A 14,122-nucleotide genomic window follows, 5' to 3' on the forward strand; every position below is an offset into this window, starting at 1 on the left:
TGGAATTAGCCGACCAGCAGGCGATAGGTCATCACGGGCGCGAAGCCGAGCAGCATCGCCCAGGCGGCGAATGACGACACCAGAAGAACGTCGTGCATGCTCTGGGCGTACTCGGCAATCGGAAATTTCTTGTCGTGCGTGCTCATCGCTTTCCCCCGTCGTTTTTCTGAACGGGAGATCCATACGTATAAAATTCTAACGTTACGGACGAGGCTTGGATCGACTTTGACGCAGTGCGGTCAGGGAAAGTTAACCGGATGTGGCGGTGGTTAATCGGCGGTAGCAGGTGCGGTCAAATGCAAGCGAAATCGCAAGCGGGTTTTTAAAACCGTTCGCGTATCAACATCCCCATACAACAGAAAACCGCGGGGGCGCGTCGTGCATTTCGAGAACAACAGCATTTCTGAACAGGGCTTTTCAACCGAGGACATTCTGTGGGCCGTCGGCATCTGGTCGGTGATCCTGACGCTGTCGCCGGTCGTTGTGTTCTACGTGCTGATGGTAGCGTAGGAACACCAAAAGAAAAACGCGCGGAGCCCGCGCGTTCTTTATCAGTCCGGCAGATCGAAAGCGGCGTTGTTACGCCGCCTGCTTGTGCATGGCGCCCGATGCCGACGCCGTTCCGCGGATCGCCTTGATCGAACGCTCGATCGCGCCCCACAGCCTGCTGATTTCCGCAGCCGCCCGGCCTTCCGCGTAATATTCGCGGGCGCCTTCGCCCTGGCTCAGCGCCATGATCAGATCGGCGCGGTTGGTGATCTGGCCGCTCCACACCGGCGCGCGGAATTTCGCCAGCGCTTCACGCGCGATGCTGACGATGCGGCTCTCGGCGCCGTCTCGTTCGGCAGGCGCACCGTTGATCACGACCGCGTAGGGCTTGCGCGCCGAACGACAGGTCTGAATGGTTTCCTGCACCGCGTTGACGTCGAACACGCCGGGCCGCGCCGGAATGATCACCATGGTGGCGTTGCGGATCGCATCGTCGACGACGGCCGACAAATTCGGCGGCGTGTCGATGAACACCCATTCGATGCCGTCGCGCTTGGCGGCAGCGACGATGCCGCTGACGGAATTCACCGCGGGCTTGATCGGCGGCTCGTTGGTGCCGCGCAATTTGTGCCAGAGCGTAAGTGAGCCCTGCGGATCGGCATCGACAAGCAGGATGGGCTTCGTTGCCTTATGAACATGGGCAGCGAGGTGAGCAGCCAGGGTACTTTTTCCCGAGCCCCCTTTACGTGATGCAAAAACAATTACGTTCATACCTTGGCCTCCAGTTGACCCCAGAAGCCGAAAATGAATCAGCGCGGTGATTCGTGAAAGAAAAATTTATCACCCGCCGCGATGAAGCCACTTAATTGCCAATAAGGCTGGTTTTTGAGTCACACCGTGCAACCCCGGTGACGCGAGAAGGAATCGGAAAGACGCGTGCTTGGCTTATTGCGCGCTTTTTGCGCGGTCGCGTTCGAGCTTTGCGCGCTGGCGTTCGAGCCATTTGCGCTCGATCCATCCAAGCCCCAGCGCCAACGGCTTCTGCAGCGGCGGGATGTCCTGCGCGAACAAAAGGAGTCCGAGCGGCAGCATCCAGAGCCCGAGCACCGGCAGGAAGCTGAGAAAGCCGCCGACGACCAGCAGTATGGCGAGCGGTACTCGGACGTAGATCGACGACGGCTTGCGCACCCAGCCGACGAACTTCGCCGGCCCCGGCGGCAGCTTCCTCTCGAACCAGGCAAAATGCCGGTCGAGCTCTTTACTGTGATCAATCAATGAACCCTCTCCTCTTGCCCAAAGGAGATGTTCATTGCAGACGCCGCAAACAAGGCGTCAGTCTGCCGCGCGAGGAAACCTTAAAATGGCGTAATGCGCCGTCAAGTCGCAGGTTTCGCCGGCTTTTTGGTTTTGCGCGGCTTGGCGCTCACGGCCTTGCGCGGGGCTGCCGGCCGGATGATGGTCGGCCGGCCCACCGGCCGGGCCGTGATTTCATCGGACTCGGGACGGAAGTGCGCCCGGCAAGCCGGCGAGAGCTGCGACTTGTTGCGCACCATGCAGGCGGTGACGCGGCTGATGTCAGGGATATCCGAACTGCAGAGGCGAAATGCGTCGCCGGTGCAGGCCTGCTCCTGTTCGGGCGTGTAGGTCTGACTGGCGGCGGGCGAGATCGAAACCGCGAGTGCGGCGGCAAGCAACAATCCGAGCTGAAAATTTTCGATCCGAAAGATCGCCATGAATTCCCCCAAGCCGCAATGATTCCCGGAATTGTGGGTGAACGGGTGGGGCTTGGCAAGCACGGCTGGGCAACGCGCCACAGCACAAGTGTCGCGGCAGGTGAGCGGCAATTCAGGGGAGTGAAAGCTGGTACAGTTGGGTGGGCTCGAACCACCGACCTCCTGTTCCACAGACAGGCGCTCTAACCAACTGAGCTACAACTGCATCCCTCACGCGGGGCCCCAAAAGAGGGGTCGCGAATGGGCCGGAAACTAGGTGCAACGCCGGCCTTTGGCAAGGCCGGGAAGCGTCCAATTATATAGTCGTTTCGGGCGCGTGTTGCGTTCATGTGCGGGCCGCGCCGGAGCCCAGCGAGGCCCGGAAAAAAGTCTCTTGGGACAGCAAAAAGCCCGGGCCGCTTCGCCCGGGCTTTTCGTTGGCGATGCGGGCCCGATCAGGCGGCGGGCTTGTAGTACTTCGAGGCGGAGGCCTTGATCGGCTCGACGGTCTCGGTCGCAACCTTCTGGCCAAGCTCGGCAAGCTCCTTGGCCTGCGCGGTGAAGGTCTCGTACTGTTTCTTGGCGTGCGCAGTCCACAGCTCGAGCGCCGCCGCCGGCGTCTTCACGCCGAGCAGCTCCTGCGCGAAATCGAGCGAGGACGAGGTGTTGGCCTTGAAGAACTCGATCAGCTTGGCGTTGTACTCGCCGGCGCCCTTGCTGGCCGTGGTGAACACGGCCTCGATGGTGCCGTTATGGGTTTCGGCTGCATCCTTGAACTTGGCGTAGCTGTCGCGGGCCTGCGAAACGCCCTTTTCGGCGAGTGCGCGCATCTGCTCGGGAACTTCGAAGGGAATGATGGCGGCGGAGAAGGGATCGGTGGAGCTGGTCACGGCTTGCATCCTTCACAATGGGGTTAATCGATGTTCCCTGGCGGATGCCGGGCGGATGACCGGAACGCCGAAAGGGATCACGTACACACGCACTCACGGAAGTTTGCCCATCCACGGGCTCGCCCAATAAGCACCCATATCGTGTCAAATTTGTGCAACGCACTGCAATTTCTGGTGCGACGCCACATGGGGAACCCGCACCGGATGCGCATTCCAGCCGGTCCATTTCGTAGTTGCAATACTGCCCGCTGCAGGGCGAGTCAGGCTTTCGGCTTCGCCGCGTCCATGGCGGCCTTGCCGACGATCTGGCTCATTTCGCTGGCCTGCTCCGCCAGCACACGCATTTGCCCCTGCACATATTCGCTGTGCAGCCGCGTTACCTCGGCCAGATCCTTGGCCTTCAGGAGTGACTGCGCGTAATCGAGCGAGCCCTGCACGTTCTTCTCGGCATAGGCGACAGCCTTCTGCCTGACATCCTTGGCGCCCTCGCGCACCGTGGCATTGCGCTCCTCGATGGTATCGGCGGTGGTCTGCGCGGCGGCGACGAATTTCTCAAACGTCTTGCGGGCCTGCTCCAGGCTCGCTTCCGCCATCGATCGCATTTCCTTGGGTATCTCGAAACGGTCTCGCACGTCGTCGCTCATGGTGCGCTCCTTTGCACGGGCAGGGATTGCGTCCGGTTGCCGCCAGGGGTCGTAAGGGTCGGGGCCGGAACGGATGCGGCGCCAGAGAGGTTCCTGATGGTGGCCCCTGACGGCCGCAACCTACCCAACGCGGCCGGCGGCCAAAGAGTTCAGCCGGGTTAAGGTTATCCGCCGCTTAAACCACTGCCGGACCGCCGGGCCGTGGACCTGCCGCCGCCGGCTTGCGATAGTAACGATCCCTTAACGTTATCGGCATTTTGGTGCCGATCGTGACGCCGGACGGTCTTGTAGTTGCGATGAAGGACGCGGAATTTCAGTGGCGGGCGCAGAGCGATCCGCGATTGGCGGCCTATGCTGCGAGCCGCCTGCCCGCATGGCTGTGGACGGCGGACGGCAGGCGGATCCTGTGGGCCAATCCGGCCGGCACCCGCCTGTTCGGCGCCGCCAGCGCCGCAGCCCTTACTGAGAAGACCTTCGGACCGGCCGACCGGCACCGGCGGCAGATCGCGCGGCTTGCAGTACGGCTGCTCGCCAATGGCACCGTCCGCCTGGAGCGGTTACAGGGGTTTGGCGCGGCGCCCGGCATGCTTGCGACCTGCGGCTGTTCGCGGTTCGACTTTCCCAATGGCAGCCACGGTGTCCTGATCGCCGCCGGCGATATCGCGCTGATCGCGCCGCGGCAGGCGCGGGCGCATGAGCAGCCCGAGAACGAGATGCAGCCCGAGGCCACAGCGTCAACGCCAGCCCCGCAGCCTAGTGCGCCGGTCATGGAGCAGCAACCGGTCGCGCCGCAGCCGGCTCCCGACTACGAACAGCCGGCGCAATCGGGCGAAGCGCCCGCCGAGTTTGCATTGTTCGATGCGTTTGCCGAGCCCGCTGCCGCGGAGGAGCTGGCCGCGACTGAGCGCGCTCCACGCACGCCATTCCCGGCGTTCGAAGCATTCGCCGGCCAGCCGACGCGCCGCCTGCCGCTGCGCTTCACCTGGCAGATGGATCGGGAAGGCCGCTTCACGCTCGGCACCGACGAATTCACCGGCCTGATCGGCCCGCGCACCACGGCCGGCTTCGGTCGGCCATGGCGCGAGATCGCCGAGAGATTTGGGCTCGATCCCGACGGGCGGGTGATGAAGGCGTTCGCCACATGCGCGAAGTGGAGCGGCATCGTGCTGAACTGGCCGGTCGATGGCGGCGGCACGCTACCGGTTGAACTGTCCGGCTTGCCGATCTTCGATGGGCAGCGGAATTTCATCGGCTATCGCGGCTTTGGCGTCTGCCGCGATTTCGACGCGCTGGCCCGGCTCGCCGCCCTGCGCCTGGCGGAATTGTCCGGCGAGATGGCAATGCCGCAAGAACCGCCCGCCCCGGAATTTCTCAGCCCGACAGGCGTTGCACCGCCTTTGGTCGACGATTTGCCCGAACCGATTGCTGCCGAGACTTCACATCAAAACGATTTGGAAACGCCCGTGGAACCTCCCAAGGAAAGCGTCAAGGAAAGCGCCAACGAAGCCTTGAAGGACACCGTGACGGAATTGCCCACAGACGCTCCCAACGTCGTGCCATTCCGCGCCCCCGGCGAGGCGAAGCCGCTATCGCTGACGCCGGTCGAGAACAGCGCCTTCGACGAACTCGCGCGGCAATTGTCGGCGCGGCTCGACACCGAGAATGGCAACGAGACGGTGCCGAACGTCACCGGTGAAACGATCTTTGAACCAACCGTCGCATCGTTCGCGCGCGAACCTGCCGGCGGGCCGCCGGAATGGCTGGCGCCATCCGAACCGCCCGCGCATGGCGAAGCCGCGCGCGACAAGGCGCTGCTCGATCTCCTACCCGTCGGCATCCTGATCTACCGGCTCGACCGCCTGCTATATGCCAACCCCGCCTTCCTGACGCAGATGGGCTATGCCAGCCTGCATGCGCTGGAAGATGCCGGCGGCCTCGACGCGCTCTATGTCGAACCCGGCACGTCCAATGCGTCCTCGACGTCGGACACCGGCAGGCCGGTGACGATTTCCGCAAGCGGGCCTGATGCAGATGCGCCGTCATCGGCGGCCGAGGCCCGCCTCCACACGATTTCATGGGACGGCGATTCGGCGCTGGCCCTGATCTTCTCGACCACGCGCCATGAGGGCGCGGCGATCGCGGCTGCCATCTCGCAAGCCGAGCCGGTAGCGGAGCTGGACATTCCCGAACCGTCCGACGTCGGCCATGCCAATGCCGAAGAACTCGCCGCCATCCTCGACACTACAGCCGAAGGCCTCCTGATGTTCGATGCCGAGGGCAACATCCATGCAGCCAACCGCAGCGCCGAAGCGCTGTTCGGCCATGACGGCGACGAACTGGTGCAACGCAATCTCGCCGATCTCTTTGCGCCCGAAAGCCAGCACGGCGTGTTCGAATATCTCGCCGGCATCAAGGCTTCCGGCGTCGAAAGCCTGCTCGATCACGGCCGCGAGGTGCTCGGCCGCGAAAGCAAGGGCGGCATCATCCCGCTGTCGATGACCATCGGCCGTACCCGCCCGGACGGCCCGAATTTCTTCGCGGTGTTCCGCGATCTCTCGCAGGCCAAGAAGACCGAGAGCGAGTTGCGCGAGGCGCGGCGGCTGGCGGAACGCGCCGCCAACGCCAAGGCCGACGTGCTGGCCCGGATCAGCCATGAGCTGCGGACGCCGCTGAACGCCATCATCGGCTTTGCCGAAGTGATGATCGGGGAGCGTTTCGGTGCGCTCGGCAACGAGCGTTACCGCGAATACATGAAGGACATCCGCGCTGCCGGCGAACACGTGATCGCCATCGTCAATGACCTGCTTGATCTCTCTCGGATCGAAACCGGCAAGCTCGATCTCGCCTTCACCAACCAGAATCTCAACGAGCTGGTCGAAAGCTGCGTGGCGGTGATGCAGCCGCAGGCCAATCGCGAGCGCATCATCATCCGCACTTCGCTCGCGCACACGCTGCCGCCTGTGGTCGCAGACGCGCAGGCGTTGCGCCAGATCACGCTGAACCTGATCGGCAATTCGATCCATCTCGCCAATGCCGGCGGCCAGGTCATCGTCTCGACCGCGCTGTCCGATTTCGGCGAGGTGATGCTGCGGGTCCGCGACACCGGCAACGGCCTCAACGACAGCGAGGTTGCCGCAGCCCTCGAGCCGTTCCGCACGCGGGCGCCGTCGGATCAGTCCGAGAGCGCGGCCGTCAGCCTGTCGCTCACCAAGGCGCTTGTCGAAGCCAACCGCGCCAAATTCCAGATCAAGACCGGCGGCCGCTCCGGCACGCTGATCGAGATCGTGTTTCCGCCCGCGGTGGTGCGCGCGTAGCCGGAGACGAACAGGCGTGCGTTGCCGCAGCGTTGATCACGTCGCTTTTGACGGAAGAAACGCGGGTACGCTGAGGCCTTGGCCGCGCAAGTAATCGGCCATCGGCCCGACGACCTTGAGGACGGCCGGCCTTGCCGTCATGCGCTGCCGCCATTGCAAGAGTCTCGGCGTTTCGCTGGTCATGTCGGCACCCATCCGGGCGCCGAAGAGCTGGGCCATATAGAACGCGATGTCGGCAAAGGAATACGCGCCGCCGAGAAATTCGCGATCGCCTAACACACTCTCCATGGTTCGATAATAGGCGGCGGCGCCCTCGCGCGCGAGCTCCGCGGCGGGATCTTGCGGCGTCTTCCAGAGCTGCATCAATTTGATGATGTGAGGGAAATAGATCTCGTCCGATTCATGCTCGAGCCGGCGAGACCAAGCCCGCGCTGCAGGAGCAGCGGGCCACAGCGCTGGATCCGGCTTGATGTCTTCCAGATACTCGAAGATTTGGGTGGAATCGAAAATCTCGAGATCACCGTCGATCAGCACCGGGACCTGGCGCTTCGGATTGATGCGCAGAACTTCCGGATGCTTTGGCGCGTACCCCTCCTTCATGGTGAAGGGGACCATGACCAGTTCGAAATCGATGTTCTTCTCATGCAGAGCGATCTGAACCTTGGCGCCGAACATGCTCAGGGGACCGGAGAACAGCCGCATTTTGCGGTCGCTGCTTCGATTCATTTCTCGATCGGATTGAACGTTCTCGGGCATCGATTTCTTGCCTCACACCAACCAGGCCAAAACAAACAGGTTGCCCTGTTTTTGTCAATCCGGTAGACCGCTCGCGATTTCGAACAGCACCGCGGAAGTCGTTTCATGACCAAAAAGCCAGCCAGCGGCCGCTCGCGAACGAATGATCCCGCCGGAGTCAGAAAACGCATCCTGGATGCAACGGCGGACGCTTTTCAGAAACGTGGCTACCATTCGACCAGCACGCACGACATCGTTCGAGCGGCCGGTGTGACGGCAGGCGCCCTCCACCATCATTTCCCGACGAAGAAGGTTCTCGCGCTTGACGTGATCCAGGAGCGCGTTGCGCAAGCCGTGGACAAGCATTGGCTCGAGCCGGTCAGGTCGGCACGCGGCGCAGAGGAAGGGATACGCACGGCATTCGAGCAGATCGCCTCAGCCCTGGACCGGTCCAGGATCATTCTGGGATGCCCGCTCAACAATCTGGCGCTCGAACTTTGCGCGGCAGATTCCGAATTTCGGGAGGTGATCGAGAATATCTATGACAATTGGCGCAAAGTCATTGCGGACAAACTGCGCGCGGATTTCGCCGGCGCGTTCGATGCGGAGGCCTTGGCCACCTTCGTCATCGCGTCTTATTCGGGCGCCATAGCCCAGGCTAAGGCAACGCAAAGCACCGCGCCGCTTCGGACGTGTGCCAAGCAATTGGCGTTTCACTTTCGATCAAGGCAAATGCCGAAGGCCAAAGCCGCGCGCGCTTCAAAGCCGTAGCGAAACCTGAAAGATCCGGTCCGCCCACGCAAAGGTCCTTCTGGACAGCGGCGGCTTTTCCGGCTGATATGCGACGAATTGACACACAGCGGCTCCGCGCGAGCCTGGAGGAAATCCCCATGATGCCGTTTCATGCGCGCCTGTTCGGCGCGGTCGTCGCGTTGACGCTTGCAGCCACAGCGCCTGCCCTCTCGCAGCAGCTCGAGCTCAAGATCATGGCGCCCGCAGCTCCCGGCGGCGGGTGGGATCAGACCGCCCGCGCGATGCAGCAGGCGCTGGTAGCCGCCAAGATCGCCCGCAGCGTCCAGGTCACCAACGTGGCCGGCGCCGGCGGCAGCATCGGCATCGCGCAGTTCGTCAACGGCGCCAAGGGCGATGGCAACCAGATGATGGTGAACGGCTTCGTCATGGTCGGCGCACTCGCCATGAACAAGTCGCCGGTGACGCTCGAACAGGTGACGCCGATTGCGCGCCTCACCGAGGAGATCCAGGTGATCGTGGTGCCGGCGAATTCGCCGCTCAAGACGGCGCAGGATCTGGCTGCTGCCGTGAAGGCCGATATCGCCAAGGTGACCTTTGCCGGCGGCTCGGCCGGCGGCGTCGATCACGTGATGGCGGCGTTGTTTGCGGGAACGATCGGCGCCGACGCCAGGAAGATCAACTACATTCCGTTCTCCGGCGGCGGCGAGTCGCTGGCGGCCATTCTTGGCGGCAAAGTCACGGCAGGCATTTCGGGCCTGAGTGAATACGAAGGACAGATCAAATCCGGCAAATTGCGCGCACTCGGCGTGACCTCGGAAAAGCGTATCGCCGGCTCCGATATTCCGACCTTCAAGGAACAAGGGATCGACCTCGTGCTCGCCAATTGGCGTTCGGTGGTTGCGCCTCCCGGCATCACGGCAGAACAGCGCAAGACGTTGAGCGAAGCGGTCGAGAAGATGGTCAAGTCCGATGCCTGGAAGGACATCCTCAAGCAGAAGGGCTGGGATGACGCCTATCTTTCCGGCGATGCGTTCGCCGACTTCCTGAAGAAGGAAACGACGCGCGTCACCGACGTGCTGAAGTCGGTCGGCCTCGTCAAATCATGACGGACAGCGCTTCCAGCGATCTTCCGCAGCGGCCGGCCTCGCGGCGCATCGATCCCGCCGGTCTGGTCATCGCCGCGGCGCTCGCTGTGCTGGCTGCGGTGCTGGTATGGGACGCAAGCCGTCTGTCATCCACATCGATGTACGGCATGGGGCCGGAGGCGATGCCGATCGTCGTAGCAGTCGGGCTCGGCATTCTTGCGATTGCCAACCTGATCGACACGCTGCGCGGCAACCTGCCACCGCGCGAGAGCGCCGATCCCAAGCCCGTGCTGCTGATCCTCGGCGGGCTTGCGCTGCTGATCGCCATCATCGGACTCGGCGGCGGCTTCATCCTGGCAACATCGGCGCTGTTCGTCACCACCTCGGCGGCGTTCGGGCGCCGCGCACTCCTCGCCGACCTCGTCATCGCGCTCGTGATGACCACGCTGATCTATCTCGCCTTCGATCGGCTGCTGACGTTGAGCCTGCCTGCCGGCCCTCTCGAAAGACTGCTGTAATGGAAACCTTCGCTGCGCTCGCGCATGGCATGGCCGTCGCCGTCCAGCCGATGAACCTGCTTTATGCGCTGATCGGCGTGTTCCTCGGCACTGCCGTGGGCGTGCTGCCCGGCATCGGGCCGGCGCTCACCGTCGCGTTACTGTTGCCGGTCACCTACAAGCTCGATCCCGGCGGCTCGCTGATCATGTTCGCCGGCATCTATTACGGCGGCATGTATGGCGGATCGACCACCGCCATCCTCATCAACACGCCCGGCGAGAGTGCGTCGATGGCGACCGCGCTCGAAGGCAACAAGATGGCCAAGGCCGGCCGCGGCGGTCCGGCACTGGCGACATCGGCGATCGGCTCGTTCGTCGCGGCCACCATTGCCACCATCGGCCTGGCTTTTCTCGCACCGTGGCTGGTGGATTTTGCCGTGCGCTTCGGGCCTGAAGATTATTTCGCGCTGATGTGCGTGGCCTTCGTCACGGTGTCCGCGACCTTCGGCGATTCGCCGATCCGCGGGCTGACCAGCCTGTTCATCGGGCTGACGCTCGGGCTGATCGGCATCGACAAGCTCACCGGCCAGGCGCGACTCGCTTTCGGCATGCCCGAACTACTCGATGGCGTCGAGGTCACGACGCTGGCCGTCGGCCTGTTCGCCGTCGGCGAAGCGCTCTACGTCGCATCGCGCCGCCATCACGCCGAGGAAAAGATCGAGCCGGTGCGCGGCTCGCTGTGGATGACGAAGCAGGACTGGATGCGGTCGTGGAAGCCGTGGCTGCGCGGGACGATGTTCGGCTTTCCGATTGGCGCGCTTCCCGCGGGTGGCGCGGAAATTCCGACATTCCTGTCCTACTCGACCGAGAAGCGGCTATCGAAACACCCGGAGGAATTCGGCAAGGGCGCGATCGAAGGCGTCGCCGGGCCGGAAGCTGCCAACAACGCCTCCGCCGCCGGCACCCTTGTGCCGTTGCTGACGCTGGGGCTTCCGACCTCGGCGACGGCTGCGATGATGCTGGCCGGCTTTCAGCAATACGGGCTGAACCCGGGACCGCTGCTGTTCGCCGAGCGGCCCGATCTGGTGTGGGGCCTGATTGCGAGTCTCTTCATCGCCAACGTGATGCTGCTGGTTCTCAACCTGCCGCTGGTCGGGCTATGGGTGCGACTGCTCGCGATCCCGCAGCCGTGGCTGTACGCCGGCATTCTCGTGTTCGCGACCATGGGCACCATCGCCGCAAAACCTTCAGTGGTCGAGCTGTCGATGCTGGCAGCCTTCGGCGTGTTGGGCTTTCTGATGCGCCGGTTCGACTTCCCGATCGCACCTGTTGTCGTCGGTCTCATCCTGGGTCCAATCGCAGAAAGCCAGTTGCGCCGCGCGCTCGCGATCAGCCTCGGCGACCCCATCGTGCTGCTGCAGAGTCCGATGTCGGCGACGCTGCTCGGCATTGCGCTGATTGCGCTAGTAGCGCCGTTCGTGCTGAAGGGACTCGGCCGGTTCAGGGCGAGCGAGGATTAGCCGCGACCGGCACAATGTTGCGCGAATTTGTCGCGAGCTCCCGTTCAATTTGCCGGCGTCGTCGATCATATCAGCCTGGTTGCTGCGCGTGATTTTTTGATGGGCCCGCAGCCCAATACCGCATCCCGAAAATATTGAATGGCATTTTTATAGCAGTGGTCCAAAATCCGGCCAGCCGCCAGCCAACAGTTCGGTGGAGCCAATGCAGCAGATTGCAGACTGGCTCGAGAAGCTTGGGCTTGGACAATACGCGTTGCGTTTTGCCGAGAACGGAATCGATCTCGGTGTCCTTCCCGAGCTAACGGATCAGGACTTCGATAGACTCGGAGTCCTGCTCGGCCATCGCCGCAAGATGCTGCGCGCGATCGCCGAACTCAAGCAAGTCGAATTGGCTGACGAGCAGGCTCGGCAGCATGATGCCGAGCGACGCCACCTCACCGTGATGTTCTGCGACCTGGTAGGCTCGACTGAGCTCTCTGCTCGCCTTGATCCAGAGGACATGTGGGAGGTGATCCGCGCCTATCGGACTGCCTGCGCGAGAGTTATTGCCACCTACGACGGCAGCATAGCCAGGTTTGTCGGCGACGGAGTACTCGCCTATTTTGGTTACCCCCGCGCGCACGAGGATGACGCCGAGCGCGCTGTGCGAGCCGGGCTCGACATGATCGCCGCAATAAGGCCGCTCGAAACGCGCGCGGAACAGGTTGAGGTGCGGATCGCGATCGCGACCGGGCTTGTCGTGGTGGGCGACCTCATCAGCGGAGGCGCGTCGGAGCAGCGGGCGATGGTCGGCGATACGCCGAACATCGCCGCCCGGCTCCAGGGCCTGGCTGAGCCGGGCGCGGTTATCGTTGCTGCTTCGACGCGCGAGCTGCTTGGAGATTTGTTCACTTTCCGTAACCTCGGCCTGCGCCAGGTCAAGGGCATCTCCGAACCCATCGCGGTCTGGGCGGTCGAAGGTGGGGCGGCGTCGGAGAGCCGCTTCGAGGCGGTGCGCATGGCGCGCTCGCTGGGCTTTGTCGGCCGTAAGGCAGAAATCGAATTCGCGCTCTCGCGCCAGCAGCTGGCGTGGCAGGGTCAAGGTCAGGTGGTGTTGATTTCCGGCGAGGCCGGGATCGGCAAATCGCGCCTGGTCGCAATGCTCTGCGAGAACCCTGTGTTGGGGGCACACTGCCGGGTGCGGTATCAGTGCTCGCCTTACCACATCAACAGTGCGCTTCATCCCTTTGTCGCTCAACTCGAGCGCGGCGCCGGTATCAGGTCACAGGACACGCCAGAGCAAAAGCTCGACAAGCTTGAGGCAATGCTTGCACTTGGAACGCAGCAGGTGGCCAACGCGGCACCGCTGATCGCAGCACTTCTTTCGATCGCAACGGGCGAGCGATATCCGCCGATCGGCCTGAATCCGGTGCAGCAGCGGCGACAGACGTTCGCCGCCCTCCTCGATCAGCTTGAGGGTTTGGCCCGGCCGCAACCTGTGCTGATCGTCTGCGAGGATATGCATTGGGCCGACGCCACGACACTTGAGCTGTTCGATCTCGCGGTCGACCGGATCAGGGGCTTGCCGATCCTCGCGCTCATGACTTTCCGGCCCGAGTTCGAGCCGCCCTGGGCGGGTCTCGCCAATGTCAGCCTGCTGCGGCTCGACCGACTTGACCGGCAGGACGCGCGCACTCTGATCGAGCAGGTGACCGTCGGTCGACATCTGCCAGGCGAAATGATGACGCGGATCATCGACAGGACGGACGGCATCCCGCTGTTTATCGAGGAACTGACCAAGACAATACTGGAATCCGGACTGCTGGTGGAAGATGCCGGGCGCTATCGGCTTGATCGTCCGCTACCGCCACTCGCCATTCCCGCGACGCTGCAAGACTCGCTGATGGCGCGCCTTGACCGACTGGCGCCGGTCAAGGAAGTGGCACAGATAGGCGCCGCCATTGGCCGCGACTTCTCATACACATTGCTGCGGTGTGTGGCGGGGCGCGATGATCTGACGCTGAACACCTCGCTGAGGCAACTGGAAGAGGCCGAACTGCTACTGCGCCGCGGGACGCCGCCGGAAGCGAGCTACAGCTTCAAGCACGCGCTGGTCCAGGAGGCGGCTTATGAGAGCCTGCTCAAGAGCCGCCGGCAACTGCTGCACAAACATATTGGCGATGTGCTGCGCGATCAGTTTCCGGCCATCGCCGAGACCGAGCCCGAAGTCGTGGCCTATCACTTCACCGAAGCGGGACTCGACGGGGTTGCTCTCGATTGGTGGCTCAAGGCAGGCCAGCAGGCGCTCAAGCGCTCCGCCTATACCGAGGCAATCGCGCATCTCGGCAAGGCAATTGCAATTGCCGACGGGCTGCCGGATGACCCGGGCCGAACCATGAACCGGCTTCATCTACAGCCGCGCGCTGCGAGGCAACCTTGGGCACAGCGCCCCGCAAACCGTCGCCGCATGGACGCGCGCCCGGCAATTCGCGGCTGATATCAAT

At 63.3% G+C, this 14,122-nt stretch carries 14 protein-coding genes, 1 tRNA gene and 1 pseudogene; 8 read left to right on the forward strand and 8 right to left on the reverse strand.

The genetic code is table 11. From position 1 onward, the window contains the following. Positions 1-5: 5 nt before the first annotated feature. Positions 6-146, reverse strand: coding sequence for a hypothetical protein (locus tag V1277_RS09605; RefSeq protein WP_334415974.1), 141 nt, complete (start codon positions 144-146; stop codon positions 6-8). A 232-nt stretch (positions 147-378) separates the two neighbouring features. On the opposite strand from V1277_RS09605, the gene V1277_RS09610 reads away from it, so the two are divergent. Then, the gene (locus V1277_RS09610) at positions 379-510 is read left to right on the forward strand and encodes a hypothetical protein (RefSeq protein ID WP_334372919.1); all 132 of its coding nucleotides are present in this window, start codon (positions 379-381) and stop codon (positions 508-510) included. 69 nt (positions 511-579) lie between these two features. Here V1277_RS09610 and V1277_RS09615 read toward each other — a convergent pair whose 3' ends face one another. The 6 genes from V1277_RS09615 to V1277_RS09640 form a co-directional block, all read right to left on the reverse strand. Continuing rightward, positions 580-1,260 carry a ParA family protein gene (locus tag V1277_RS09615; protein ID WP_057847356.1) on the reverse strand — a complete coding sequence of 227 codons (681 nt, stop codon included), beginning with the start codon at positions 1,258-1,260 and terminating at the stop codon, positions 580-582. Between the two features lie 174 nt (positions 1,261-1,434). After that, positions 1,435-1,764: a hypothetical protein gene (locus V1277_RS09620; protein ID WP_334372917.1), complete on the reverse strand. Its 330-nt coding sequence runs from the start codon at positions 1,762-1,764 to the stop codon at positions 1,435-1,437. A 101-nt stretch (positions 1,765-1,865) separates the two neighbouring features. Next, positions 1,866-2,222, reverse strand: coding sequence for a hypothetical protein (locus V1277_RS09625; RefSeq protein ID WP_334415975.1), 357 nt, complete (start codon positions 2,220-2,222; stop codon positions 1,866-1,868). A 128-nt stretch (positions 2,223-2,350) separates the two neighbouring features. Continuing rightward, positions 2,351-2,427 (reverse strand) — tRNA-His (locus V1277_RS09630). 229 nt (positions 2,428-2,656) lie between these two features. Continuing rightward, the gene (locus V1277_RS09635; RefSeq protein ID WP_057847481.1) at positions 2,657-3,091 is read right to left on the reverse strand and encodes a phasin; all 435 of its coding nucleotides are present in this window, start codon (positions 3,089-3,091) and stop codon (positions 2,657-2,659) included. Between the two features lie 260 nt (positions 3,092-3,351). Continuing rightward, entirely contained in the window at positions 3,352-3,735 is a 384-nt protein-coding gene (locus V1277_RS09640; protein WP_334415976.1) for a phasin family protein, read from the reverse strand. A 296-nt stretch (positions 3,736-4,031) separates the two neighbouring features. On the opposite strand from V1277_RS09640, the gene V1277_RS09645 reads away from it, so the two are divergent. After that, positions 4,032-7,049 (forward strand): PAS domain-containing protein, encoded by a 3,018-nt coding sequence (locus V1277_RS09645; RefSeq protein WP_334420325.1) that lies wholly within the window; start codon positions 4,032-4,034, stop codon positions 7,047-7,049. A gap of 36 nt (positions 7,050-7,085) precedes the next feature. Here the strand turns inward: V1277_RS09645 and V1277_RS09650 are convergent, their stop codons facing one another. Next, positions 7,086-7,775 (reverse strand): glutathione S-transferase family protein, encoded by a 690-nt coding sequence (locus V1277_RS09650; RefSeq protein WP_334415977.1) that lies wholly within the window; start codon positions 7,773-7,775, stop codon positions 7,086-7,088. Positions 7,776-7,910: 135 nt separating this feature from the next. On the opposite strand from V1277_RS09650, the gene V1277_RS09655 reads away from it, so the two are divergent. The 6 genes and pseudogenes from V1277_RS09655 (at position 7,911) to V1277_RS09680 (ending at position 14,115) form a co-directional block, all read left to right on the forward strand. Then, on the forward strand, positions 7,911-8,555 hold the full coding sequence (locus V1277_RS09655) for a TetR/AcrR family transcriptional regulator (protein WP_334415978.1): 645 nt from the start codon (positions 7,911-7,913) through the stop codon (positions 8,553-8,555). A gap of 119 nt (positions 8,556-8,674) precedes the next feature. Continuing rightward, a complete protein-coding gene (locus V1277_RS09660; RefSeq protein ID WP_334415979.1) occupies positions 8,675-9,643 on the forward strand; it encodes a Bug family tripartite tricarboxylate transporter substrate binding protein in 969 nt (322 codons plus the stop codon). After that, positions 9,640-10,140, forward strand: coding sequence for a tripartite tricarboxylate transporter TctB family protein (locus V1277_RS09665; protein ID WP_334415980.1), 501 nt, complete (start codon positions 9,640-9,642; stop codon positions 10,138-10,140). Before V1277_RS09660 ends, V1277_RS09665 begins: the two co-directional genes overlap by 4 nt. Next, on the forward strand, positions 10,140-11,639 hold the full coding sequence (locus tag V1277_RS09670) for a tripartite tricarboxylate transporter permease (RefSeq protein ID WP_334415981.1): 1,500 nt from the start codon (positions 10,140-10,142) through the stop codon (positions 11,637-11,639). The genes V1277_RS09665 and V1277_RS09670 overlap by 1 nt, the downstream gene beginning before the upstream one ends. A 202-nt stretch (positions 11,640-11,841) precedes the next feature. Then, positions 11,842-11,958 (forward strand): annotated as a pseudogene (locus V1277_RS09675) (SAM domain-containing protein); the annotation flags it as partial. Between the two features lie 33 nt (positions 11,959-11,991). Next, the gene (locus V1277_RS09680; protein WP_334420326.1) at positions 11,992-14,115 is read left to right on the forward strand and encodes an adenylate/guanylate cyclase domain-containing protein; all 2,124 of its coding nucleotides are present in this window, start codon (positions 11,992-11,994) and stop codon (positions 14,113-14,115) included. Positions 14,116-14,122: the final 7 nt, after the last annotated feature.

Source organism: Bradyrhizobium sp. AZCC 1588 (assembly GCF_036924735.1).
GTDB lineage: Bacteria > Pseudomonadota > Alphaproteobacteria > Rhizobiales > Xanthobacteraceae > Bradyrhizobium.